Origin of the sequence: Mesorhizobium sp. M00.F.Ca.ET.216.01.1.1 (assembly GCF_004010325.2) — a bacterium.
Lineage (GTDB): Bacteria > Pseudomonadota > Alphaproteobacteria > Rhizobiales > Rhizobiaceae > Mesorhizobium.
This window is the reverse complement of sequence record NZ_SADR02000027.1, coordinates 40,964-63,951: the sequence shown is the minus strand read 5'-3', so window position 1 is coordinate 63,951 and position 22,988 is coordinate 40,964. Positions and strand designations below refer to the sequence as shown.

General features: G+C 61.5%; 22 protein-coding genes and 2 pseudogenes. 7 read left to right on the top strand and 17 right to left on the bottom strand.

Features of this window, described 5'->3' with window-relative positions; all coding sequences use genetic code 11:
- Position 1 precedes the first annotated feature (1 nt).
- The 4 genes from EN859_RS28285 (at position 2) to EN859_RS28270 (ending at position 3,102) form a co-directional block, all read left to right on the top strand.
- Positions 2 to 781, top strand: coding sequence for an ABC transporter ATP-binding protein (locus tag EN859_RS28285; protein WP_127856009.1), 780 nt, complete (start codon positions 2 to 4; stop codon positions 779 to 781).
- Positions 778 to 1,500, top strand: coding sequence for an ABC transporter ATP-binding protein (locus EN859_RS28280; protein WP_127856008.1), 723 nt, complete (start codon positions 778 to 780; stop codon positions 1,498 to 1,500). Before EN859_RS28285 ends, EN859_RS28280 begins: the two co-directional genes overlap by 4 nt.
- Before the next feature lie 10 nt (positions 1,501 to 1,510).
- Positions 1,511 to 2,287 carry an aspartate/glutamate racemase family protein gene (locus EN859_RS28275; RefSeq protein WP_127856007.1) on the top strand — a complete coding sequence of 259 codons (777 nt, stop codon included), beginning with the start codon at positions 1,511 to 1,513 and terminating at the stop codon, positions 2,285 to 2,287.
- 107 nt (positions 2,288 to 2,394) lie between these two features.
- Positions 2,395 to 3,102, top strand: a complete 708-nt coding sequence (locus EN859_RS28270) for a GntR family transcriptional regulator (protein WP_127856006.1) — start codon at positions 2,395 to 2,397, stop codon at positions 3,100 to 3,102.
- Positions 3,103 to 3,932: 830 nt separating this feature from the next.
- On the opposite strand, the gene EN859_RS28265 is transcribed toward EN859_RS28270, so the two are convergent.
- From EN859_RS28265 to EN859_RS28240, 6 genes are all read right to left on the bottom strand, one after another.
- Positions 3,933 to 6,644: a CoA-binding protein gene (locus EN859_RS28265; RefSeq protein ID WP_127856005.1), complete on the bottom strand. Its 2,712-nt coding sequence runs from the start codon at positions 6,642 to 6,644 to the stop codon at positions 3,933 to 3,935.
- A gap of 12 nt (positions 6,645 to 6,656) precedes the next feature.
- Entirely contained in the window at positions 6,657 to 7,940 is a 1,284-nt protein-coding gene (locus tag EN859_RS28260; RefSeq protein ID WP_127856004.1) for an ATP citrate lyase citrate-binding domain-containing protein, read from the bottom strand.
- Between the two features lie 194 nt (positions 7,941 to 8,134).
- The gene (locus EN859_RS28255) at positions 8,135 to 8,911 is read right to left on the bottom strand and encodes an ABC transporter permease (RefSeq protein WP_095491414.1); all 777 of its coding nucleotides are present in this window, start codon (positions 8,909 to 8,911) and stop codon (positions 8,135 to 8,137) included.
- A complete protein-coding gene (locus EN859_RS28250) occupies positions 8,895 to 9,725 on the bottom strand; it encodes an ABC transporter ATP-binding protein (protein ID WP_127856003.1) in 831 nt (276 codons plus the stop codon). The genes EN859_RS28255 and EN859_RS28250 overlap by 17 nt, the downstream gene beginning before the upstream one ends.
- A gap of 13 nt (positions 9,726 to 9,738) precedes the next feature.
- A complete protein-coding gene (locus EN859_RS28245) occupies positions 9,739 to 10,740 on the bottom strand; it encodes an ABC transporter substrate-binding protein (protein WP_127856002.1) in 1,002 nt (333 codons plus the stop codon).
- Positions 10,741 to 10,785: 45 nt separating this feature from the next.
- Positions 10,786 to 11,868: a 4-oxalomesaconate tautomerase gene (locus tag EN859_RS28240; protein ID WP_127856001.1), complete on the bottom strand. Its 1,083-nt coding sequence runs from the start codon at positions 11,866 to 11,868 to the stop codon at positions 10,786 to 10,788.
- Positions 11,869 to 11,972: 104 nt separating this feature from the next.
- Here EN859_RS28240 and EN859_RS28235 point away from each other — a divergent pair, with 104 nt between their 5' ends.
- Entirely contained in the window at positions 11,973 to 12,893 is a 921-nt protein-coding gene (locus EN859_RS28235) for a LysR family transcriptional regulator (RefSeq protein WP_127856000.1), read from the top strand.
- Positions 12,894 to 13,810: 917 nt separating this feature from the next.
- The gene (locus EN859_RS28230; protein WP_245525739.1) at positions 13,811 to 15,034 is read left to right on the top strand and encodes a Fic family protein; all 1,224 of its coding nucleotides are present in this window, start codon (positions 13,811 to 13,813) and stop codon (positions 15,032 to 15,034) included.
- An 821-nt stretch (positions 15,035 to 15,855) separates the two neighbouring features.
- Here the strand turns inward: EN859_RS28230 and EN859_RS28225 are convergent.
- Positions 15,856 to 16,428: a peroxiredoxin-like family protein gene (locus EN859_RS28225; protein ID WP_127855999.1), complete on the bottom strand. Its 573-nt coding sequence runs from the start codon at positions 16,426 to 16,428 to the stop codon at positions 15,856 to 15,858.
- 107 nt (positions 16,429 to 16,535) lie between these two features.
- Between EN859_RS28225 and EN859_RS28220 the strand changes: the two genes are divergently transcribed.
- Positions 16,536 to 17,150: a TetR/AcrR family transcriptional regulator gene (locus EN859_RS28220; protein ID WP_127855998.1), complete on the top strand. Its 615-nt coding sequence runs from the start codon at positions 16,536 to 16,538 to the stop codon at positions 17,148 to 17,150.
- A gap of 118 nt (positions 17,151 to 17,268) precedes the next feature.
- Here the strand turns inward: EN859_RS28220 and EN859_RS38340 are convergent, their stop codons facing one another.
- The 10 genes and pseudogenes from EN859_RS38340 to EN859_RS28175 form a co-directional block, all read right to left on the bottom strand.
- Complete coding sequence (locus tag EN859_RS38340) at positions 17,269 to 17,613, bottom strand: DUF3047 domain-containing protein (protein WP_189502288.1); 345 nt, start codon at positions 17,611 to 17,613, stop codon at positions 17,269 to 17,271.
- Between the two features lie 16 nt (positions 17,614 to 17,629).
- Positions 17,630 to 17,752, bottom strand: a pseudogene (locus EN859_RS28215) (cytochrome c biogenesis protein CcdA); the annotation flags it as partial.
- Positions 17,753 to 17,770: 18 nt separating this feature from the next.
- Entirely contained in the window at positions 17,771 to 18,166 is a 396-nt protein-coding gene (locus EN859_RS28210) for a thioredoxin family protein (protein ID WP_348632950.1), read from the bottom strand.
- Between the two features lie 123 nt (positions 18,167 to 18,289).
- On the bottom strand, positions 18,290 to 18,961 hold the full coding sequence (locus EN859_RS28205) for a DUF1109 domain-containing protein (RefSeq protein WP_127855997.1): 672 nt from the start codon (positions 18,959 to 18,961) through the stop codon (positions 18,290 to 18,292).
- A complete protein-coding gene (locus EN859_RS28200; protein WP_127855996.1) occupies positions 18,958 to 19,620 on the bottom strand; it encodes an RNA polymerase sigma factor in 663 nt (220 codons plus the stop codon). The genes EN859_RS28205 and EN859_RS28200 overlap by 4 nt, the downstream gene beginning before the upstream one ends.
- A 70-nt stretch (positions 19,621 to 19,690) precedes the next feature.
- Positions 19,691 to 20,194, bottom strand: a complete 504-nt coding sequence (locus tag EN859_RS28195; protein ID WP_127855995.1) for a DoxX family protein — start codon at positions 20,192 to 20,194, stop codon at positions 19,691 to 19,693.
- Between the two features lie 41 nt (positions 20,195 to 20,235).
- Positions 20,236 to 21,036, bottom strand: coding sequence for a DNA-binding domain-containing protein (locus EN859_RS28190; protein WP_127855994.1), 801 nt, complete (start codon positions 21,034 to 21,036; stop codon positions 20,236 to 20,238).
- On the bottom strand, positions 21,020 to 21,916 hold the full coding sequence (locus EN859_RS28185; RefSeq protein ID WP_127856040.1) for a DUF692 domain-containing protein: 897 nt from the start codon (positions 21,914 to 21,916) through the stop codon (positions 21,020 to 21,022). Before EN859_RS28185 ends, EN859_RS28190 begins: the two co-directional genes overlap by 17 nt.
- Positions 21,917 to 22,026: 110 nt before the next feature.
- Positions 22,027 to 22,368, bottom strand: coding sequence for a DUF2282 domain-containing protein (locus EN859_RS28180; RefSeq protein ID WP_127855993.1), 342 nt, complete (start codon positions 22,366 to 22,368; stop codon positions 22,027 to 22,029).
- A 180-nt stretch (positions 22,369 to 22,548) separates the two neighbouring features.
- Positions 22,549 to 22,765, bottom strand: a pseudogene (locus tag EN859_RS28175) (ISL3 family transposase); the annotation flags it as partial.
- Positions 22,766 to 22,988: the final 223 nt, after the last annotated feature.

Below are 22,988 nucleotides of genomic sequence, written 5' to 3'. Positions count from 1 at the left end.
CATGGCCGATCTGCTCGAAGTCTCGGCCCTGACGAAACGCTTTGGAGGTCTCGTCGCGGTCAACAATATTTCCTTCTCGGTGCGCGAGAAGGAGATTCTATCGGTCATCGGTCCCAACGGCGCCGGCAAGTCAACACTTTTCAAGCTGATCTCGTCGTTCCTCAGGCCGACATCGGGCGAAGTGCGCTTAAAGGGCGAGCGCATCTCCGACCTCGCGCCGCACATCGCCGCGCGCAAAGGCGTCGTGCGGACGTTTCAGGAAACGACGATCTTCAAGAACATGAGTGTGCGCGAGAACGTCATCATCGCACACCATCTGCGCTCCAGGGCGAGCCTGCTTGGCTTCTTCCTCGGCACCGGCGCGGCCAAGGCCGACGAGGCCGCCTTCGGCATGTCGGCCGACGAGATTCTGGCGCTGCTTGGCCTCTCGTCGCTCGCCGGCGAGACGGCCCGAAACTTGCCGCATGGTCACTTGCGGGCACTCGGCATTGCCATCGGCCTCGCCACGAACCCGTCGATCCTGCTGCTTGACGAGCCTTTCGCCGGGATGAACCACGAAGAGACAATGAGAATGGTGGCGATGGTTAGACGGTTGCGCGAGCTCGGCCTCACTATCCTTCTGGTCGAGCACGATATGCCTGCCGTTATGAAGATTTCTGATCGCATCGTCGTCTTGAATTTCGGTCAGAAGATCGCAGAGGGAACGCCGGCGGAAATCCAGAATAACGACAAGGTGATCGAGGCTTATCTCGGCAGCGAAGACGAGGCCATTGGCCTATGAACCAGATCCTGAAATTCGCTAATGTCGAACTCTACTACGATCACGTCTACGCGCTGAAAGGCGTATCGCTGGAGGTGAACGAGGGCGAGACTGTCGCGCTGATCGGCGCCAACGGCGCCGGTAAGTCATCGATCCTTCGCGCCATCACCGGCCTGCGCAAGATCAAGTCAGGCGAGATCCACTACAGCGGCCGACGCATCGACGGTGCCTCCCCCGATGCCATCGTCAAGATGGGCATCGCCATGGTGCCGGAGGGACGCCGCGTCTTCCCTTACATGTCGGTCAAGGACAATCTCCTGATGGGCGCCTTCACTCGCTCCGACAAGGCCGAGATCGCCGGCTCTCTGGAGATGGTGCTCGGCCGCTTTTCCCGCCTCAAGGAGCGATATTCGCAAGCCGCAGGCACGATGAGCGGCGGCGAGCAGCAGATGCTGGTTATCGGCCGCGCGCTGATGGCCAAGCCACGCCTGCTGCTGCTCGATGAGCCGTCGCTGGGCGTCGCGCCGAAGCTCGTCCAGGACATTGCCCGGTCGATCGTGGCGATCAACCGCGACGAGAAGGTCAGTGTTTTGCTGGTCGAGCAGAACTCCCGCATGGCGCTGCGCATTTCGCAGCGTGCCTATGCGCTGACGACCGGCAGCGTCGCGCTGAGCGGGAATTCCGCCGAATTGCTGAGCGACGACCGGGTTAAGCGTCTTTATCTCGGCGGCGAAATCTGAGGCTGATCGCATGCGCATACTCGTCATCAATCCCAACACGACCGCGTCGATGACCGCCAAGATCGGCAAGGTCGCAGCGAGCGTCGCTTCTGCCGGGACGGAAATCATTTCGGTGAACCCCGGCGACGGTCCGCCGAGCATCGAAGGCTATTTCGACGAAGTCTTCGCCATTCCGGGTATCATCGCCGAAATGAACAAGGCGGCGGCAGTCGACGCCTATGTGATCGCATGTTTCGACGATACCGGGCTGGACGCCGCACGTTGCGCTGCCGCGGCCCCGGTCATCGGCATCGGTGAAGCGGCCTTCCACCTTGCCAGCCTTGTCGCCGGCAAGTTCAGTGTCGTGACGACGCTCGCCCGCTCCGTTCCAGCGATCGAGCACAATCTGGCGAAATATGGCCTCGCGTCGCGCTGCGCCAAAGTCAGGTCGTCGGAGGTTGCAGTGCTCGATCTCGAACTGCCGGGCTCGGACGCCAGGTGTAGAATCTCAGACGAAATTGCGCGCGCCATCAAAGAGGACAGGGCGGAGGCGATCGTTCTTGGCTGCGCGGGCATGGCCGATCTGGCAAGTAGCCTATCGCAAGAACACGGCGTTCCCGTACTCGACGGTGTCGCCTGCGCGGTCGCCTTGGCAGAGAGCTTGTTCAGAGTCGGGTTGAGGACGTCGAAAGTCGGCGGCTACGCTACTCCTCGCGGCAAGCGGTTCTCGGGCATCTACGAATCGCTGTCACCCGCCGGTGCCGCCGAAGCAGTTATTTCGCCGAACGCGCCTGGCCTTACGAATTGAGGTCCTGTGTCCCGGGATTGACCGCCGCGCAAGCGATACTAGATTGCAGCGACTGTTAGGCGGTTTGGGATAGATCTGGCACGGTCGTGCCTGCGCGTTGAAAAAGCATGTTGACAGTACTCAGGGAAGAAGACCGCGACGAAAAACCGGCAGCCCGCTGGTCGCCGATATACTATGGTCTGAGAGATGCCATTGTCAGCCATCGTCTCGCTCCTGGCACCAAGCTGCCGGAAGATGAGTTGGCGTCGATCTATTCGGTGAGCCGCACCGTCATTCGTGCCGCTCTGCAAGCTCTGGCTCATGACCGGTTGGCGCGGCTGGAGCCAAACCGCGGCGCCTTCGTGGCCCAGCCGTCGAAGGTGGAAGCGCGAGAGGTATTCGAGGCACGGGCGCTGATCGAACCCAAGGTGGCTTGGCTCGCCGCGAAGGCAGCAGTGTCATCCGACATTGCGCAGCTGCGGCGGCATCTCGAGAAGGAACATGAGGCGCTTCACGCCGGCCGGGACAGTGAGGCGATCATGCTGTCGGCACGTTTCCACGTCGGCATCGCCGAGATCGCCGCACACTCGGTGTACACCAACTTCGTTCGCGACCTTGTCTCCCATTCTTCCCTCATCATCGCGCTCTATTGGAAAAGGCGCGACGCGACCTGTGAGAAACACGCCCATCTCGCGCTGGTCGATGCGATCGAAGCAGGGCGTAGTTCCCAAGCGGCCGAGCTGATGACCAGCCATCTGGTCGACCTCCTGTCGGGGCTCGACCTTACAGACAAAATAGAAAAATCAGACAACCTCTCGGATTTGCTTCGTCCGTAGAGCGGGACCGCAATGCTGCACCCGAGCAGCCGCCGGTGGCCGGCACTGCTGCGCCACGACCGTGTTCTTTTACAGCCATCTGTTGCTGCGAAGCGCATGCCGGTATCGGTGGTCGTATGTTCGTGATTTGAACCAACCAACGAAGTGTCAACGCGGCGAGGCGATGACGGCATCCGCAATCTGGCTATTTGCTCATCGGCCGCGGGACAATACGGAACGATACGAGAAGATTTCTGATTTTGGCCCACGAAAAGGCCAATGAAATCAAAAATTTGAATACGCCCTCCGGGCCCACCAAAACTTTAAGTATTTGATTTTGTCACATTTTCTGTTTCGTTTTTGATCCCGCGTTTTGGACTCGAACTCCCTTCGGGTCTTTTGGAAGTTCCACAACACTCGGGTGATCAGAGCTTTGTAATCGATGCCAGCCTCAAGAGGCCTGAATGACTGAACAGGCCCTTTGACGTGCTTCGCGAACCGGAAAGATGACTGAGCGGAATCCTCCCAGGCACCAGGAAGACGCGGGTCAACCTCGAGGCGGTCAAAGGTGTGATCACGAAATTAGGCTCTGAAGATTCTCTCGCACAGAAGCCCGACAGCGCGCGACTTGCGTCGCTCGGCGGCGCAACGACACCGATCGACGCGACGCTTGCGGAACCGGAAGTTATGACCCAAGCCGGACATCCATTCGGGCGAAGCAAATGATCGCTAAGGGTGTGGGTTCCGGTCATTCTTAACGTCAAAGCCAAGGCCGGTGTGGGATCAGTTCAGAATTCCGCGGCGGCATCGCGATGGTGCGGACCGCGGGCTGGTGGCGGGCGGGGTCGCCATCAGACCACGAAGCCGCAGGCGGGTGGGGGGGTGCGGGTGTCCATGTTGCGGCCGCGGTTCAGGTGGTCGTCGATCTCGGCGGCCGCGCCGATCATGCGACCGTATAGGAAGACGGTGAAGGCCGCGGTCTCCAAGTCGCGCTCGGTCAGGGTGCCGGACTTGAAGTCCTTCCACAGCAGCGCCAGCAGCAGCGCCGCAATTACCGCGTCAACGTTGACGCAGAAAACGTAAGGCGAGGCCCCCTGATTGTGGAGTGCCTGGACGAGCTCGCGGTAGAAGGCGTGGAAGACGTTGTACTTTCCTTGCCGCGCCATGAATTCCGCGATGAAGCGCTCGCGCGGATCGTGGTTGACGGGCTTGCCTTTGAAGACCGGGTGGTGGACGCCGGGGAGCGCGCGGACCTCAGTGCCGAGCTCCTTGGCTTGGGCCTTCTCGCGGCGGTACGTGCGCGCGAACGCCGTCGCCATCGCCTTCAGGTCGAGGCCGTGGGCTGGGTCGGAGGGGTCGGTCAGCCCGGTGTCCTTGAATTGCTCGAGCAAGAAGGCCATGCCCTCGAAGCCGTTGCCGCCGTGGCTGTAGCCGGTATGGGTAAGGAAGCCGACCATCGCCTTGTTAATCTGCACGCGCGCGGGCGTCTGTGGCCCGTCCGCCGAGACCGCGCCCTTGGCACCCTGAGCCGAGATCGACCCAGGGCCGTTCGAAATCAGCAGCCCGATGAGCATCTGCAGCGGCAGCGCCTCCTCGGGGGTGGGCTTCTTTCCAGTCATGGCGAGGAAGCAGAGGTCGGCCATCGTCCATTGCCCAAAGCGCTCGTCGCGGGGGATGCCCCATAGCGAGCCCGACCGGTGGTGCTCGCCGGGGATCGTCGCGCCAACCATGACGCCATAGAGCCGCAGGTACCAGGGCAGTGTCTCGGCGGTAAGGCGCGAGATGCGCTTGCGCACCAGCGGCCCCCAGGCGATTGTCGTGGCGATGGCCGCGAGAATTGCGTCCCGCGACAACCGGCCGCCGAGGCCTCCAAGGAACTTCAGGAACGCCGACCTGCCGCCGCGAGCCGCGATCGCTGCGAGCATCGCCTCTGGACGCGGGTCGGCGGCCTCGGCCTCGGTGGCCAGGAACAGCGCCCGGGTGGCGTCGTCACAGACAATCCCCGAGGCGTCGAATTCCTCGTCGCGCCCGTCCCTAAGGCCCGAATGGGCGAAGAGCCCGATGAGCGCCCGGGTGCAGCCGAGCGCCCGCTCCACGCGCTTCGGCCCGACGATGGCGGCGGCGGCTGCCATCACCGCATTCGGAGCATTGCCGGCCTCCCGCGCCGCGTCGGCGGCGACGAGGATCGGGTCGCCGACGAGGTTGACCTCGGCTGCGACCGCGACGTCGAGCATCGCTCGGTCGTTCTCGGTAGCGATCTCGTGCACGAGCGGCAGGGCGAAGGTCGCCTCCAGCGGCTCAAGCGCGAGATCGAGCACTGAATGGCCGTGCACACTCGTTACCTGGGTTTTCGGGTCCATGACCGACGCGCCGGACTTGTCCTTCATGTTCTGCCGCGCGACCACCGCCCCGACCTGGGCGCCGAGCGCGGCGATCTGGCCGGCGTAGGGCTCGGGCGCGGTGACGGCCGGCATGGCGAGATCGGGCGGCAGCCGCAGGCCCTGGTCGTTGGCGACCCAGGGCTTTAGCGCGAGGTCCCCACGCGGCGCGAAGTCGGGCGCGGCGCCGTTGAGCGCCATCACCGCGGTGAGGGCGGCGGGGATGTCGGCGATGTTGGTGACGACGGCGCCCTTCGCGGACACGACCGGGTTCTCGAGCGTGAAGAGGCCAGGCACGCCGAAGGCCTCCATGAACCAGCGCTCCTTGTCCTCGGCGCTGTCGCCCGAGCCGGCCATAGCGCCGGCATGCCCGACGGCACGGGTCAGCTTCGACTTCCAGCGGCCGACGACGCAGGCGACGACGGGCTTCGTCCAGTCGATGCCCTGCTCGTAGTAGCCGCCGGGTTCGGCATAGAGCACCGCCGCCTTGGAACGGTCGTCGTTGCCGAAGGCGTGGGCGAAATCGGGCGCGGCGTAGTGGATGTAGACGTCCTTGCCGGAGGAGACGAGCGTCGTCGTGCCCCAGCCCGAAGTGGCGAGATACTGGGCGATCGTCGTGGTGAAGCCGCCGGAGTTCGAGAAGATCGCGACCGAGCCTTTGAGCAGCGACTCCTCTGGCTTGTCGCCGCCGAGCGCGCCGCCGATGCGCACGCGGTTCCACGAATCGGCGACGCCAAGGCAGTTGCCGCCGATGATGTCGATGCCGTTCGCCTGAGCCATCGCCCGAATCTCGCGGGCGTCGTGCACGGAGATCTTCTCGGTGATGATGACGATCTTGCGCAAGCCCGGGTTCACCCGCACGAGCTCGGCCACGCCGTCGCGCACGCCCGACGGCGGCAGGTAGACGACGCCGGTGTCGAAGGCATGGCCGGCGTCGAGCCCCTCGCGCACGTTGTTGTAGACCGGGATGTCGCCCACGGGCGTCTTCAGCACCTGTCCGCCGCGGCCGGGCGAGGTGCCGAAGACCACGTTGCCGCCGGAGAAGGCGTGGCTGGTCGGCGTGACCGTGCGCGACTCGCCGCCGAGGATGTTGAGTACGCAGACCCGGCCGTCGCGGGTCGCGATATCGGCCAGTGACCGGAGGCCGAGGAAATAGGGAAAGCCTTCGATGCCCTTGTGATACATGTCCGTCCTCCCTCAGGCCGCCGCGGCCTTGAGCCCCAGGGTAGCGGCGATCTCGTCGCGGCCGCCGTCGCGCATCCACGTGTCGACGCGCTTGGCGTAGTTCACGACCTCGGAGATCGCGCTGTCGAAGCCGAAGAAGCGATAGGGCAGGCCGAGGGACTCCAGCGTCTCGGCGAGGTTGCCCATACCGCGCACCAGGTTCGGACCGCCGCGTCCTACGACGACGTAGAGCGGCGTCGGCCCGTGCGCGGCGAAATATTCGCGCAGCGCGTCGCCCATGCCGCGGAAGGTCTCGAGGATGTCGGTGTTGTTCGACTTGCCGCCGATGATGAAGAGCACGTTGGTCTGGGCGAGGAAGTGCCGGTAGCAGATCGAGGCCACCGCCTTCATCTTCTCGTAGGGCGGGTTGCCGCCGAAGTCCGACGAGATGATCGCCGCCTCGCCCAGCACCTCGGTGACGAGGCTGTTGGCGCCGCCGCCGAAGGTCGGGGCAAGGATGGTGCCGCTCTCGTTGATCACGAAGACGTCCGACTGGCCCTGGTGGGTGCGGAGTTGGTTCACCTCCTGCTCGAAGGCAGAGATGTCTGCCGCGAACAGCTGGTTCGGCAGCCCGAGCCGACCTACGCGTGGATCGTCGCGGTCAAAGCCGCACTTGAAGTCGCAGGCCACCGGCGTCAACCGCCCGTCGCGCCCGGGACGCATGCGGATCGGGTTCAACTCCAGCGTCGTCATGCCGTAGTGGTGCATCAGCTCCCAGAGCTTCGGCAGGTGCTGCACCAGCGGCGAGATGATCTCCCGCGGCGCGCCAATGTCCGTCAGCGCGTTCGCCACCACGAAGGCCTTGAGCCCCGTGAGCGCCTCGAAGGGCACGGTCGCGATGTCGGACTTATCGAGATCCTCGATGTCCACGCCGCCGCGGTGGGTCAGCGTCATGGTCGGCGCGCGGAAATGCGTGTCGTCGGTGATGGCGAAATAGACCTCGTGCTCGGCGGGAATGCCGGCCTCGAAGGTCACGCCGTTCGCCTTGGCGAAGGCGTTGCCATGGCGGTGCTCGGCGAAGTAGAGCCGCTCCTTTTCGGCGAGCGCGGTCTTGAGGTCCCGCGCTTTGCCGATTAGTCCCGCCTTGCCCTTCTTGCCGACGCCACCGCGGAAGACCGGCTTGACGAAGATCAGGCCGTGGCGGGCGATCAGGTCCTGGATCGCGTCTTCGCCAGCATCGGGCCCGTGCACCTCGGACGCGGGGAAGTCGACGTGGCCGAGCAGCCTTGACCCATAAAGCATGCCGTTGAGGTGCATAGCCGTTCTCCCCAATGACCGAGGCGTGGTTCGGTCGTTTGACCTGATGGGCACTCAAATTACGAATTTGCCGAGGTCGATGGAGCGACCAGGTTAGGCTCAGACGCTCGCGGCAACAAGCGCCCGGCTAGCCTCAATTCCGTCGTCACCTTGGTCGCCGGCCGGCATCATTGCCGACCGGCCGTCGGCACCCGTCAGGTGGCCCGGCTCTCGGTCGAATGCGGGCTCCACTTGATCAGACGGGCCTCGGCGATGTCGAGGATGCGGTCGATGATCAGCACGAACATCGCGAGGATCATAATGCCGGCGAAGACGCCGACCGCATCGAAGTTGCCTTCCGCCTGGGCAATTAGATAGCCAAGGCCGGCGGAGGCGCCAAGGTATTCGCCGATGATCGCGCCGACTACCGCGAAGCCGACCGAGGTGCGCAGCGACGATAGGATCCAGCTGGCCGCGGCCGGGAAGTAGACGTGGGTCAGCAGGCTTGAGCGCTTGGCGCCGAGGATCCGCGCGTTCGCCAGCACCACCGGGTTGACTTCCCGCACGCCCTGCATGGCATTGAAGAAGGTGATGAAGAACACTAGCGTCACCGATAGCGCCACCTTCGACCACAGCCCGAGGCCGAGCCAGAGCACAAAGATCGGAGCGAGCACCACGCGGGGGATGGCGTTCAGCGCCTTTATGAACGGGTCGAGGATGCGATAGGCGCCACGGCTAAGCCCTAGCCAGACGCCGGCCGCCACGCCGAGGGCGGTACCAATCACGTATCCGAGCACCGTCTCGGTGAGCGTGATCGACACGTGCCTGTAGAAGCCTGGGTCGATGATCCAGGCCACGATCTGCTTCATGATGTCGAAGGGAGCAGGGAAGAAGAAGACATCGATCACTCCGGCTTCCACGCCGAGCTGCCACCCGCCGACAATGACGACCAGCAGTCCCAGCTGAATCATACGTTCAGTCATGGCGTTCATAGCTTTTCTCCACTTCGCCGCGCAGGGACGACCAGATATTGCGGTAAAGATCCATGAAGCGCGGATCGAGTTTGATTTCCGAGACGTCGCGCGGCCGGGCGAGATCGACGGGGAAGCTGTCGATCACGTGGCTGCAGGGCCCCGCAGCGAGAACGACCACGCGGTCGCCGAGCGCGATGGCTTCCTCGAGATCGTGCGTGATCATCACCACCGCGCGGCGCTCCTCCTGCCAGAGCGCAAGCAGCTCGTTCTGCATCAGGTGGCGGGTGTGGATGTCGAGCGCCGAGAAGGGCTCGTCCATCAGGATCACCTTCGGGCCGGTAATCAGCGCCTGCGCCATCTGAACACGCTTGCGCTGGCCGCCCGAAAGCTGGTGCGGGTAGCGTTGCTCGAAGCCCTTCAAGCCCACCTTGGCGAGCCATTTCATGGACTGTTCGCGCCTTTCGTTCGCGCCTGTTCCCTTGAACATCGGCCCGAGCTCGACATTTTCGAGTGCCGTCTTCCACGGAAGGAGCGCATCCTGCTGGAAAAGATAGCCAATGTTGTTCTGGACGCCATCCACCGGCGCTCCGTCGATCGAAACAGTGCCGCTCGCCGGCTTCAGAAGTCCGGCGATGGCGTTGAGAATGGTACTCTTGCCGCACCCCGTCGGACCGACGATGGCCAGAAACTCGCCATCCGCAACAGTCAGGTTGACATTCTGGACGGCGATGAAGGTGCCAAAGGACATGGTGACCGAATCGATCGACACCATCGGCCTTGGTTTGTCCGGGCTCATCATCGTTGTTGCCGACTTCACTACGGCCAGTGCCATGACTTCCTCCTTGTCAGTTGGCGACGTCGTGCGGCGCCTTGCCAACGAAGTAGTTCGTGTAGGTCTTGGAAAGGTCGATTTCAGCCGCCGCGACCTTTTCGTTGAAGCTTTTCAGAACCGCGAGTGGGGTTTTGACGTTCTCCTCGCTGATGAGGCCATCCGTCGAGAAGATCGCCTTGGCGTTTTCGACGGCCCTGATGTAGGTCTCGCGGTCGCCTGAGATGAATTCCTTTGGCAGTTTTTCGACGATTTCTTCGGCCGAATGGCTGTCCATCCATTCGAGCGCCTTTACCGTTGCGTTGGTGACCTTCTGGACCGTTTCCGGATTGGCGTCGATGTAGTCCTGGGTGGCGTAGAGAACCGATGTCGGATAGATGCCACCGTAGATTTCCTTGGCACCTTCGTCGCTACGTGCGTCAATCAGGATCTTGCCCACGCCCTTTGCTTCGATGAAGGTGGCCGCCGGGTCGTAGTTGACGAGCAGGTCGACCTTGCCCTGTTCGAGGGCTGCGACAGCAGCAGAGCCGGAGCCGACGCCGATCAGCGACACGTCGTCGGCCGACAGGCCGTTCCGCTGCAGATAGTAGCGGACAAAGAAGTCGGACGAGGAACCAGGCGATGTGATGCCGATTTTCGCGCCTTTAATCGTTTCCGGCTTAGACGGGTCGAAGGTGCTATCTTTGCCGCCGGCCAGAACGAGGCCCGAATTGCGGGCGAGCTGGATGAATGCGACGACCGCCTTGTTCTGCGACTGCATCTGGATCGTGTGATCGTAAAAGCCAACGGCGATATCCGTCGAGCCAGCCACGAGCGCCTGAAGGGTCTTCGAGCCGCCCGACGCGAAGTTCTCGACGGTGACCTCCAGACCCTCCTTCTCATAAAGGCCGAGGCCGGCTGCCACCGGGAAAGGCAGGTTGTTGAGGTTGTAGGAACCGACGCTGATGCGCACGGGTTCCGCCAGGGCGGAGCCTGCAAAGGCAACGGTAGCCGCAAGGGCAAGCATGAGCTTACGCATGATTTTCCTCCAAGTTATGTGGCGCCCTCCCGGCGGCCACGGTCATTATGCCGCGCAGACGAACTGCGCGACAGGTTTTGCGAAAACATGTCCTTCGAATAGGCGGCGGGCGGTGCGCAGGATGCCCGCGACGATCTTGCCGTTCCTGTCCTGAAGCTTGACATCGAGATGGCCGCTCGGATGCTCGATCGACAGGACCACCGGTGGTTTGCGAGTGCCAATCAACCGGGATGCCACCGTATTTTCGGTGATGCAGGCCATCGCGATCCCAACAGCACCTGTCGTGGCAAGCGAGGGATGGCACTGGTGCGGCATGAAATAGCGCACATTGAGGTCGCCGTCTGCCCTTGGCCGGGAAATCAGCACCGGCTTCGGTGTCACCTGGTTGCTGACATCACCCATACCCATTCGCTCACCGGCGGCGATGCGCAGGCTCTCGAGCCGTTCCAACAGCGCCTTGTTTCCGTTGAGTTCGGCGGCGGTCTCGAATCCGCTGACGCCGATGGCCTCAGCCTCGAGGAGTATCATTGGCATGGCGCAGTCGATGCAAGTGACGCTGACGCCGTCGATGACCTCGTTCGGTTTGCCTGTGGGAAATAGCTGGCCCGTGCGGGCACCTGCTGCATCCATGAAGGTAAGCGCAATCGGCGCCGCGCTGCCTGGAACGCCGTCAATCGCCGCGTCGCCGAGATAGGAGACGCTACCGTTGGGCGTCGGGACTTCTGCCTCGATCAGCTTTCCGGTGTTGACGTTGTGAATCCGGATGAGCGTCGTAGGACCCTGCACCGGCACAAGCCCCGCTTCGATGGCGAAGGGGCCGACGGCCGCAAGCATGTTGCCGCAGTTGGGTGAGATGTCGACGATCTGCTGGTCAACGCGCACCTGTGCGAAAAGATAATCGACGTCCGCGCCCTTGATGCTTGCGGGCCCGACGATGGCCACCTTGCTTGTGACCGGATTGCCGCCGCCAATGCCGTCGATCTGCAGCGGATGCCCTGACCCCATGACCGAGAGCAGAATCTGGTCACGAAAGGCTGGATCGGACGGTAGATCGGAAGCGAGGAAGAAGGGCCCCTTGGACGTGCCGCCGCGCATCAGAGCGCACGGAATGCGGATCAGATCGTTCATCGTGCGACATCCTCCCTTTCATGCGCTTGGCAGTTCAATCATCTTGTTTGTTACGTGAATCCGATTAATATGAGAAATGCTAAAATCGGAGCTTTTGATGCGTCATGCACATTAACTGTGAAATCCTGGACCTCCGCGCCTTTCTACTCGTCGTGGAGCTCGCGAGCTTCCACCGGGCAGCGGAGTCGCTCAATCTCTCGCAGCCGGCGCTGAGTCGTCGCATTCAGAAACTCGAAGGCTCCATCGGCGCCCCCCTCTTGGAGCGGACTACGCGCCATGTGGCGCCCACCGCCGTCGGCGGGGAGCTGGTCCCGCTGGTGCGCCGGATGCTGGAGGAGTTTGACGGTTCGCTCTTCGCCTTCCGCGAGCTGGGGGAGCGGCGAGGCGGTCTTGTCACCATCGCCTGCTTGCCGACGGCGGCTTATTACTTCCTACCCTCAGTGATCCGGCAGTTCGATGCGCAATACCCCAACATCCGCTTCCGGATTCTCGACCTTCCGGCGACCGACGGGCTTCAGGCGGTCGCGCGCGGGGAGGTCGAATTCGGGGTCAACATCATGGGTTCGTCCGATCCCGACCTGACCTTCGATCGTCTGATCGAGGACCCCTTCGTTCTCGCCGCACGAAAGGAGCATCCCCTGGCATCAAGGGATGTCCTGACCTGGCAGGATCTCGTCCCCTACCAGCTCATCACCGTCCATCGGTCGAGCGCGAACCGGATCCTCTTGGATGCCGCGCTGACGAAGTCCAACCTCGCGCTGCGCTGGTCCTATGAAGTGACGCATCTCTCGACGTCACTCGGTCTGGTCGAAGCCGGTCTCGGGATATCGGTCCTGCCGCGCATGGCGACCCCGCAGGGCGACCATCCGTTCCTGGTCACAAGGCCCATCCGCGATCCCGAAATCTCGCGCACCATCGGGGTCGTGCGTCGACGCGGCGCATCGCTCTCGCCGCCCGCCGAGAGGTTCATGCGGATGCTGATTGGAACCTGGGGTGAAGCTTCAACACCTCGAATGGCAACCTGAAAACAGCATTTGGCGGATGCAGCCTGCGGATCGACAATTCGCCTGCGGAAACCGGCTGACGAGTGAGGCGACCCCCTGGCACTGGGTTAGTCGCTTAGAGAGTGCCTGAGGGATGTGCCCCTGGCCGGGCTTTCGGAAGAATTTCGCGAGGCACCCACGACAGTGGGCCGCAAGCTGGGATATGCCATGTACTGCAAGGAAGTAGGCAGGAGTCTGACACCGGAGCACTATATCTGGACCGCCCCGGTTCACCTGACCAATTCAATGGCAAGGCCGCTCGGGGATTACCTAGCCCGCATGCTCCCCAACCAGACGATAGGGATGCACCGTAACATCAAAGATTACGGACGGTGGTTCGGCTACAAGTCTGGATACAAAGAAGAGGAAGATTTCTTCATTGCCGCATGCCAATTCGGGGCGGGCTTTCTGGTCATCACTATAACGGCCCGGCGGGGGCGAAGGGGAGTGACACCCCGAGCAACGAAATTCACCCGGATCCTCGATCCGCCTGCCGTGGCTAGTCCTGTCAGCCAACCATCGTCAGCGTAAAGAGCAGGACCAAGCAAACCGCAGATGCGCTCCAAACCCGCAACGTCAGCTATCGCTATGATTTTGGCTTTCCGGCCTAGAATGCACACGTCGGCTTCTGTCGCCAGGAGCCCTTCGAGCTCCCAGCGTCGAGTCAATGTGTAAGCTTCACCTCATGTATGCCTCCCTGGACTATCGAACCGACCAACGGCGCGGTTGGCAGCTTCGGCCGTAGTGAGGGCGGAGCCACATCAGGGACCGAAAAAACCGCCCGGGTCGTCGGCGACAATCTATTAAGGCACTCGCGCTAAGAACGATTTCTTGACTAACACTCCAGCGCTAGTAAAGACTTCGTTCCCAAAGAGGTCGCCAAGGAACGCTATCGTTCCTTGCTCGCCTCGATCCGAACGAAGCTGTCCCCAATTGGGCGTCATGAAATGCCGAAGCGAACAACGGGCCGATACGAGAACGTAACCGCAGGCGCAGAGAAGGTCGATGCGTTCATCCCGTTCGATCTGCCGCCTGCGCGTCCGGCACTCTTTGTTGAAGGCAAGCTCGAACATCGTCTGCGGGAAGCCGAGCAGGCGCTCGATCGGCTCGATCTCGCAGGCGATATGGTGCCTTCCCTCGATTGGTTCATCTATGCCTTCGTGCGCAAGGAGGCAGTGATCTCGTCGCAGATCGAGGGCACGCAGGCATCACTCGTGGACCTTCTCGCTTTCGAGGCCGAAGAGGGGCCGGCACCCAATGCCGATGTGGAAGAGGTCACGAACTATCTCGACGCGCTCGCCTATGCCCGCGACCAGCTTGCGTCGAAGCAGGGGCTGCCGATTTCCATGCGGCTCCTGAACGAGGCGCACAAACGGTTGATGCGCGACGTGCGTGGTTCGAACAAGCAGCCCGGAGACGTGCGCCGCAGCCAGAACTGGATCGGAGGAAGCCGGCCAGGCAATGCAACCAACGTCCCGGCGCCACCGGACAAGCTTCCCCAGCTTCTCAGCGAATTTGAGAAATACATCCCCGTCGACGATCCGCTACCGAAGCTGGTGCGGGCGGGTCTTCTCCACGTGCAGTTCGAGACCATTCATCCCTATCTCGACGGCAACGGCCGGATCGGGCGACTTCTGATCGCGCTGCTCTTGGAGCACTGGGGCTTGCTGAAGGCGCCGCTCCTCTATCTCAGCCTGTTTTTCAAACGCCACCGGGAAGAGTACTACCGGCGCCTCGATCTGGTCCGGCTGGAAGGGAACTGGGAGGGCTGGATCGACTTCTTTCTCGATGGGGTCGCCACGATTTCCGATGAAGCCGTCGCTACGGCACGGGAACTGTTCAATCTCGTATCCGCGGACCGGGTGCGACTGCTCGGAGCCCAGTCCGCCTCCGTCTCGGCAGTAAGACTGTTCGAGCAATTGCCGCGTCATCCGATCGTGAGCGTTGCCTCGGTCATAAAGTTGATCGGCGTAAGCAAGCCGACCGCGATCCGTGCGATCGAGGCGCTGACCGAAGCCAATATTCTCGTGGAAACCACGGGGAAGAAGCGCGACCGCAGCTTCGCCTATCGCGCCTATCTGGAGTGCCTGCGAACCGGAACGGAATTGGACAGCGGCAGCTGATCGCTACCAACCGCGAAATCATACCACGCAAGGCCCACATCCTAGGACCTGCATGAAGTCCCATCTTGTGCAGCGCCCTTTGCTTAGGCGCGGAACCATACGGAGCGATATGGAGCATCCAACAGGGGCCGGTCACATACCGTCAGCTGAATCAGCGTGCTGACGGTATTTTTCCAGAGGCTTAAGTTTTGAAATTGTTAGAGAAAAAGCTGTTTCAGGGGACATACCTTGCCTGACGGTATTTTGCGAGAATCCAGGTACTTGATATTGCCTCGCCGATCATCGATCCGGTGAATGGATCATTTCTCGGTCACCATCGGTCGGAACTGGTCGCGCAACCCTGCGAGCCGGATCCCGCACGTACTGTGCCATCTCGCAGCGACATCGGTTCGCGGAGCTGCACCCTCTCTTCGAGGTGCTGGGAGGATGCGATCCGAAGCCACAGAATGTGCGGTCTGGAACGACGAGCACCTCGCCCGCGCAGACGCCTTTGAACCTGAACGTCCGAAAGGCGTAAGCCTGACATTCAGTCAGTGGACTGCTGGGAATTCTCCGGGCCCGAGACAGTGCCGGCCCAGGGCAGCGTGATGAATCCGCTACCGACCAACAGGTCTTGAACGACATGCCTACGGACCATTTCGGGGCGGGATTCCGCCACGTTCGTGAATTCGCGTCACCATAGGCAACTACCTGGCTTGTCACACGAATGTGGCTGACGCGTCTGGTCGGCGCATCGATACTGGAGTTCCAGTGGTTAGGGGATAGCGGGCTCCTGGTGGTCGGCGGCCACGCTCGGCGCCGAAGCGATTAGGGTCTTGCTCTTACTTCGCTTCAGCAGGCTCAAAGTTTACGTCGACCTCGCCTCGCGCCGGGTAATTGTTCTTCACTACGAAATCGATCGCGCCCAGCATGTCCGCGAAATGGGGCCGTGCGAACGGCATTGTCTGGACACTGCCGAAATAGAGTGTCCCGTCGGGGCGCACCAAATAGAGCGCCGGCTCGGAAAAGAGATCAGGCTCCTCTATTCCGATGGACGTCTTCCCATGGCCATGAGAAACATAAAGGCCCCACTCGCGGGCGACCGGCAGGGGCAGCCCATAACCGATGCGAAGCTGCGACAATTGCCAATCGAGGCTCGTCCGAAGTGCGCGCTCTTCATCGTCGGAAGAAATCGCCACGACCAAGACGCCCCGACGCTCGAACTCACCAAGCCTGGTTTCGAGATCTTTCAGTTGGATCCTGCAAATCGGACAGTGCAGCCCGCGGTAGAATACGATCAGCGAGAAAGTCGCCGGAGCCTCCTTGCGGATGTCATAGGTGTTGCCTCCGACAACCGGCACCCTCAGTTCAGGGACGGTCTGGCGCGGAAGAAGGTGGGGAAAAGAGATAGTCATCGTACGCCTTCCTTGTGATACATGCCCGCTGGGCGGGATTGTAATTTTAGATCGATCGATATAAAACTTACACAGCTTGATCGGCTTGGCAAGGGCGGCGACGAGATATGGAATGGGTTAGAGAGGACCAAATGGGGCGACCTCGAGCTTTTGACCAGTCAGCAGCAGTAGGTGCGGCAATGGATCGGTTTTGGCGTCACGGATATGAAGCGACGTCCGTGCGCGATCTTGCGAGCGCGATGTCGATGACCGGCGCCAGTCTCTACAATGCGTTCGGCGACAAGCGTCGCCTGTTCCGGCACTGTCTGGACACCTATCTCGACACCTATGCGCGGCGAAGGATCGCGGAGCTTGACGCCAGCGATGATCCGATCAGTGGGATCCGGACCTTCTTCGACGATCTTGTCGCAGCGTCACTGAAGGACCGCCGTGGATGCCTGCTCGTCAATTCGGCGATGGAGGTCGCACCATGGGATCCGGAATTTGCAGAGCTGATCGAGGCGAGCCTGCGCGAAATCGAGGACGGCTTCCATCGTGCGCTGGAACGGCTTCCGGCTGAGCGGCATCGGCAGCCATATCAGGATACGCGCACCACGGCCCGCCTGATATTGTCGGCTGTTATCTCGCTGCGCGTTCTGGCGCGGGCGGGCGGAGACAGGGACCGGCTTTGCAGCATCGCACGATCGGCGGTCGCCCTGGCTGAAGGCGTACGGGCCACGTGAGCAAGCGGGTCGTCCCGGTCGGTTCAGCCCGGGCGTCTATCATGGACAAATTCCTGAGGACCGCCCTTTGGCTCAAGCGCTGGATCGACCAACGATTCGTCGATGGTTGCAGCCTGGTTTATTCCGGACTGAACCAGATGTCGCCATAAAATGCCGTCGCGCGTCCCTTATGATCGTCGGCGTCCGTCATGATCGCAACGGCATCGATTTCAGTAATGTGTTGACCGAACGCCCTCTTGAGATCGTCCCGCAGATTGCGCTTGCGATTGACCCAGGCGCCGAGCCCCTGTTGACCGCTGTCGGTCGCTACCAGGCGCACCCGATCCGAGTAGGGGCTCGGCCATTCGCTGCCCAGGCTATGCTGGCTTGCCCAGACGTAGTTGAGGGCGAGCGAGCTCGCTCCGAGTATGCCGCGTTTGACCACCACATAGATGCGGGCTGGAAAGTCGTCTCCCGACTTCACGCTCTCATCGATGTCCCGGCCCCGCCTTGTGCTCGGAGACAGCGGCGCCAAGAACGAGCGGCAAGAGCGGCAAGACGCAAGGCGACAGCGTCGAGAGGATGCCAGCCAAGAGGGCAAACAGGACACTGCCGGTTGCCATGATGTCGTCCTCACTTGATCAATGTCGAGCGAACCAGGCCGCAATGGAGTTTGGATCGGTATCGCCGACCGAGCGACCTGTCTCCGTCTTGTCCTGGAATGCTATCAAGGTACTCTGGCTCTGGGCGCGGAATTCCCGGACCACCGATTTCTGGCTGTCGAAATCGACCGCGAAGATCACGAGATCCTTGTTCACCGGCTGCTCGGCAAGCGAATCGATGATCGGCTTCTGGGCTTTGCAGGTCGGACACCACGTCGCCGAGATATCGACAAGGATTCGCGCGCCGCGTTGCTGTGCCGCTTCGAAGCTTGCCGTGTCGAAGGTGTTGCGTTCTGCCGCGCTCGCGGCAGAGATCGCCATCCATGAAGCCAACGACGCAGCGAGCGCGAAAGTAAGAAGCAGACGTCTTTGCACAGTTATCTCCTAGAGTTATGGGGTGCGTTGCCTTGGACGAGGCAGTGCCTCTCGTCCGAGGTGAAGGGGCGATCTCGTCCGGAAGCTTTCGTCAATGGGGTGCGTTCCTGACGTCCCCGGGCGTCAATCTCGGGTGGACAATGTGCGCGGCGCGACCCATCGGAATATCTTGCGACCGAACAGTCCTCCCAGCCCGACGAACAGGGCGGCAGTGCCGACATTCCACACCAGGATCATCGCCGTGGCGTCCATGGCGTGGAACAGCGACAACGCAGTCGCGGTGATCGCCGCTACAGCCAGGCTGCCCATCAAGGTCACCGCCGTCGGCCGGAGCGGCGCGGCGTAACGCAGCATCACCAGCATCGAGAGCGATAACGGGAGACTGGTCAGCACGAGCGTCGCGAAGCAGCGGGCTGCTTCTCCCAGGCTGACGCCCTCCGGGCCGACACCGATCCACTGAGCCAGGCATTGATAGCCAATATTCGATAGCCAAACGCCTAGCGCGGGCACAGGAAGAAGAAGCCAAAGGCGCGACCGGTCTGGCAGACTGACCAGAAAGGCCGCGATCGCCGCCAACACGCCGGTCAGCAGCGAAGCCACCATGCTGATGGCGAAAGCAGGCTGCTGAAGCTTTTGCGCGAGGTCCGGTCGAAGCCCCTGGCTAACGGCAAGTAGCGTCAGCACGACAGCCGCCAGCAGAAGCCAGCGGGCCGCGCGCCTCACGGGCGGACGCAAGCGCCGTACCGGGGTCAGGTTTGTCGCAAGCGATGCGATGAGGTCTGGTGTCTTGATCAACTCTTGCTCCGATCGGTCAGCATCTTTCGAAGGTTTTGGAGGGCGCGGTGGGTTGCGGTCTTGAGTGATGCAACGGAGCTTCCGCTTACCGCCGCGGCCCCCTTCAGCGACATCTCATTGAGCTTTAGCAGCCGGATGGCTTGCCTTTGCGAGGGAGGAAGATTGTCGATCGCGTCGTGCAGGCCATGCCGATCCAGTCTCTCGTCTAGATTCGCCTGAGGCTCCGCAAAGGTTTCGTGCTCGGGCGTTAGCGGTGTCTCTCGAGCTCTCACGCGGCCCTGGCCCCGCAGCCGATCGACAAAGCGGCGATGCGCAATGGCGACCAGCCACGGTCCAAATGGTCGAGTCGGATCATAGGTGTGGCGAATGGAATGCAAGGTCAGCAGAGCGTCTTGAACAGCATCTTCGATATCCTGCGAATTCCTAAGCAGCCGCGATGCGAGAGAGCGAAGATACGGCGTCACTTCCTCCAAGAGCCGAAGATAGGCCGCCGAGTCACCGTCCTGAGTACGCGCCATGAGAATCGTCCAATCGATGTCGGAGATTGCCGATTTCTTGCGCCCAACGTTGTGTCCATCATCGCGGTCGGCTGGTCCGCGCTGCTGATTTCCCGCCACGAGCCTCAAAGGAGACACGTGGCTACGCGGCTCCTGGGTCATCGGCCACGCCCGCGGATGAGGAAGAGACCTTGATAAAGGTCTGCATGCCCTACAGCAGAGCGAGCGGCCATCACGCAACTCCTCGCGGCTTTCGCGGCCTGAAGATCGCGGCTATCAAGTGATCGAGCGACAGCGCGCCCGGACCGATCGCAATAAGTGCGACCGCCATTGTGGCCCAGGGCAGATGGAAATTTGCCCAGCCGTCGGGCACGACAAGTTGAATGACGCCGGTCATGACAAGGAGGCCAAGAGCACTGAACCGCGTTGCAAATCCCACGATCAGCAAGATTGGAAGAATGATCTCGGCGAGAGCATCGATAAACGCCAGCATGTCCGGCGCCGGGAGGTCGTAGACGCCGCCGAGAATGTGCAGCTTGAACTGCTCTTCGAACAGGAAGACCGCTGTTGGAGACAGCGACAGGAACCCGTCCCATTTGGTCAGGCCAGATCGAAAGAAGGGCAGCGCCAAGGCAATGCGGAGAACCAGCGGTGCCACCAAATAGGCTGCCTGCCGCAGCCATTCGAGAACGGTGCTAATGCCACGTTCGACGCTCGCAATGCTGGTTCCGTTCATTCCTGGTCCTTCGCTACTCATGATCGGGCCATCCGCTCTTTTCATTTCATTCTGGTCATTCGTTCTGGCTCTTGATCGAGGTGACAGTCTACAAACGTTCCGGCTGCGACGAGGTCGCGGATGTTGCCCGAGAGATCGAAACGCGGATCCGCTGTAAGTGCGGTCTTCATGGCCTCGGTGAGCGATTGGCCTTGCTCGAGCGCCATCACGAATTCGTAGCCTCCGGGCGGCATTGCGCGGAGTTCCACCTCAGCCGCTGGCCGAACAACGAGAATGTCGTCGCCGCCGGCCGCAAGATCCACCGGCCCCGGCACGCCATCGCCGACGTTCATTCGCCAGATCGTCAGCGCCGGAAACGGAGAGCGGACCAGACGAAGGGACGGGTGAACGCTGAATTTCAGGGACGGTACATGGCGATCCGGTATGGCAGCGAGCGCCGCTGCCTCAAGCGGCGGTGTATCGCGAGCATGATAGGCCTCCATCCAGGCCCGTTCGATCCGCGCGATGTCGGGGAGATAGGGCAAGGACGCGGCGGGCTCGAACCCAGCAATGAAATCAGCAAATCCCGCACCGTATTCAAGAAGGATCGGCGAGGTTGGCGGCTCGGAGGCCACCAAGATGCGCGCCATCGCGTCGAAGAATTCCTCGCCTACGATGCGGCACACCGCTGGGAAATTGGCCTTGAGCACTTCCGTAAGGCCAACGACGACATTGTTTCGGTAGACCGCAAATCTCTTTGGGCTCGGCTCGCCATCCGGTCCAACGAGACCGGGTGGGACGCCGAGCGACGGGTCAAGCAGTGCTGCGGCGAAGCCTTGCAGCCGGTCAGCCAAACCTTGCACGGCTCTGCTCCTTCCGGCCGATCGCGAACATGATCGCCTCAGCCCGCTCCGCCTCGGCCTTCAGCTCTGTCCAAGTCGGGATTTTAGCATCCCATTCGATCAAGGTCGGCTGCGGGCCGAGTCGCGTTATCGTGTGCCCGTAGAGACCCCAGACGATCTCGTCGACCGGACGGTCATGGGTGTCGATCAGGAGCGTCCGTCCTTTCTCGTCCGCCTCACGCGTATAGCCGGCGAGATGAATCTCCTGAACATGCGGGAGCGGGTATTCGTCGATGTAACGGATTGGATCCCATTGTTGATTGGTAGCCGCGACATGAACATTGTTGACGTCGAGGAGGAGACCGCAGCCTGTCCGCCGCACGATTTCGGCAATGAAGTCGATCTCGGAATAGGTGCTCTCCGCAAAGGCGAGGTAGGTTGATGGGTTCTCCAGAAGCATTTGCCGCCCGAGCGTCTCCTGCACTTCATCGATGTGGGAGACGACACGCGAAAGTGTTTCAGCGGTGTATGGGACCGGCAGCAGATCATCGAAATACGCCGTGTCGTGGGTCGACCAGGCGAGATGCTCCGAAAACAGCCCCGGCTGATAGCGCTCGATGAGCTCGCTCAATCGTTTGAGGTGATCGCGGTCGAGCGAACGATCAGCGCCGATCGACAGCCCTACGCCGTGCAGGGACAACGGAAAATTGTCGCGGATCCGGCTAAGATAGCGGTGTGGCAGTCCGCCCGCCCCCATGTAGTTCTCGGCGTGCACCTCGAAAAAGCCGATGTCCGGATTTGTATCCAGAATCGTTCGGTAGTGTTCAGGCTTGAGCCCAACGCCAGCGCGGGGTGGGATTGCAATCCGGCGCGGGCTCTGCTCATCATTTTGTGGCGCCATGGCGATGCTCCTCATTCCAGAATTTAGGGAGGTGACCAAGCCGAGCGGTGTGTTGTCCGCCTTGGTCAAACGGCGCAGTTTCGGCCGCCGAATTGGATGCGTTGGTCCCGTCAGGCTTTCGGCGTGAGGCTGCCGTGGCCGCCCGGTACCTCCATGGCGGTGCAGGTGCCCTTTGCCACGAGCTTGAAGGCATTTCCCTGATAGTCGACGGTGCTCGTGCCGGCGCAGGTCGTTCCAGCTCCGGCGAAGCAGTCGTTATGGCCCTTCAGGGCAACGCCGTAGCACTGCTCGAATTTGCCGGTCTTCATGGCCTTCATCGTCTTTGCCTGGTTCTCCTTCATCATTTTTTCCATCTCGGCTTTGCTGGCGGCGCCGGCGGGCGCAGCAGCGAGCGAGCCGACGGCAGCGGCAAAGGCGGTGGCAACGACGACAGACAACATGCGGTTGGACATTTGTTCCTCCGATCGGTTGGAAGCGGCCCCGATGGCCGCCAGGCAGCAAGTCACCAAGACCCGCTTCTAGTTACTTCGCTTCTTCACGGCCAAAGGTTACGCGGCGGCGAAGAATCGGTGGCCATAGCTGTGATTTTTCATGGAATAGGGGATCTGACGCAATTTCGATGATATTGGTGTTTAGGCAGCCCCGAGCAATCTGGCTTGCCCGAGGTCGAGCTTTCCACGACCATGCATCATCCTCTTGACCAGCTTGAGTTTGTTCACCTGCCCCTCTGTTTGGCCATTCGGCCAAGGTTCGGTGATCGCGCCGCGGACGGCTGCGTGGTCGCGAATGGATGCCATTGGCGAAAGACGCGATAAGGCTTTTGCTGGCTGCCGCGATCCACGGCTCGAGATAGCGCTCGGAAAAAATTGTGCTGTTAGATCAAAACAATCGAGTGGGAGTAGGCAAAGACGTGCGAAATTCGGCGAAGCGGCCATTTTAGCGCGGAAAAGTATAGGGTTATTTGCGGTCTTGTTGACCATACGCACCACGTCATCAATTGAACCGGATATCGGCAAGCTTTGATTTTCAAGAGATGGCGATATTTTCCGCTGACGGTATTTTACGAAAATTC